This window comes from Actinomyces sp. 2119 (assembly GCF_003591215.1).
Classification (GTDB): Bacteria; Actinomycetota; Actinomycetes; order Actinomycetales; family Actinomycetaceae; genus Actinomyces; species Actinomyces lilanjuaniae.
On record NZ_QYRR01000018.1, the window covers coordinates 1 to 1,770 of the forward strand.

The following is a 1,770-nucleotide window of genomic DNA, read 5'->3' on the forward strand; positions in this document are numbered from 1 at the left end:
GGCACCGTTTGACGAGACGAGGATCCCGTGTCTGGAGTTTGACGTGGAGTCGCTGGACACGGCTGCGAGCAACCTTGAGACGAGGGCGGGGGACCTGCGGGCGGCGGGGGAGTCGGTCAAGTCGACGTGGGCGGGGATGCAGGTGTGCTACAGGGCTCCTGAGCAGGAGGTCTTGTACGCGGCGATGGACCCGGTGGCTGAGGACTCCGACACCCTGGCCACGGGTATCGAGTCGGTGGCCTCGGCGCTGTCCACCTTCGCTGACACGGTGTCGTCGCTGAGGACCCGGGCTCGGGCGCTCAAGGAGGACGTGCTGGCGTTCAAGGAGGAGATCGCGGGGGACCCGGAGTGGGACCACGACCAGGACCTGGTCAGCAGGAACAACGGGTTCATTGAGCGGGCCTCGGTGATCCAGGCGGACATGTGGGAGGCCGAGCGCGAGTGCGCCAACTCGATCCGGGCGCTGGACGGGCTGGCTGCCTACCAGGTGGACTCCGGGGCTGGGGGTGAGCTGGCCTACGGGTACTCGGCGGAGGACATGAAGGGTGCTGAGGGGCTGCCGTGGGGTGAGCGGGTGGACCGCCAGGACAGCTGTCTGAGGTCGGCTGGGACGGCGGTCAAGCGTTTCGTGTGGGACGGCCTGGTGGTGGACGGTGTCGGTGGGACGGTCAACGGTATCGCGGCTCTTGTCGGCGTGGAGTTCTGCGGGGAGGAGGGGGTCTTCAGCTTCAGTGGTGACACCGCCAGGCAGACCTGGCAGGGTCTGGCGGGCCTGGTAGGGGCGACGTGGGACCAGGACGGGGGCCTTAGCTTCCAGAGGGGGACCGCGGCTGAGGCCTGGAAGGAGGTGGGCAAGGGTCTGGTGGCGTGGGACATGTGGGGGCAGGATCCTGCTCGGGCGGCGGGCAGCGTGGTGCCTGACCTCGCAGTGGTGGTGGCTTTCGGTGCTGCGGGTGCGGCTGCCAGGGGGGCGGGGGCTGTCGGCAAGGGGGCGGCGCGCCTGGGGAAGGGCTCCAGGGCACTGCGGGCTGCTGTGGTGGCCCAGCGGGTCGCGGACTTCATGGACCCGGTGGGCACCGCGCTCAGTAAGGGGGCGCGCAAGGTAGCGCAGCTGGTGGGCGAGGCCTTTGACCTTACCGGGCTGACTGACCTCATGGACCGTATCCGCCACCGGGGCGGGTCCCAGGCCCCGGAGGTGCCTGCCCCGCACTCGGTGGACGTCGGGCGCGGGCACGACCTGCCGGAGGTGGGTGGCCAGCGCGGTCACGGCCCCCACGGCGGGGACGCCGGGGGCGGGACCGGTGGCCGGGGCCAGGAGCTGCCCGGCCAGGAGGTGCCTGTCGGCAAGGGGGCTCAGGAGCCGTCTGCCTCCCACGGTGGTGGCCGGAGCGGCCAGGCCGACGGCGGGGAGGCCCCCCTCCACCGCGGCGGTGACGCGGACGGTGCTGGTGCTCCTGGGGCTGGCGCGCGGGGCCGCCACGCGGACGGCGCTGACGGTGATGCTGCTGAGGCGGGCGCCCCCTCTGGGCGCCACCGTAGTGATGGTGATGGTGACAGTGGTGGTGCTGATGGCTCTGGTCGTGCTGGTCACGACCGTGGTGAGGGTGCCAATGCAGAGGCCTCCTCCGGTCGTCACAAGGCTGATGGTGACCCTGCTGAGCCTGGTGCGCGGGGTCGCCACGAGGCTGACGCTGACGGTGCCGCTGAGGCGGGCGCCCCGGCCCGCCACCGTGCTGATGGTGACCCTGCTGAGGCGGGTGCCCCGTCTGG

1 pseudogene is annotated in these 1,770 nt (G+C 71.6%); it reads left to right on the forward strand.

From position 1 onward, the window contains the following. Positions 1-43: 43 nt before the first annotated feature. Positions 44-1,770: pseudogene (locus D4740_RS12635) on the forward strand (hypothetical protein); the annotation flags it as partial.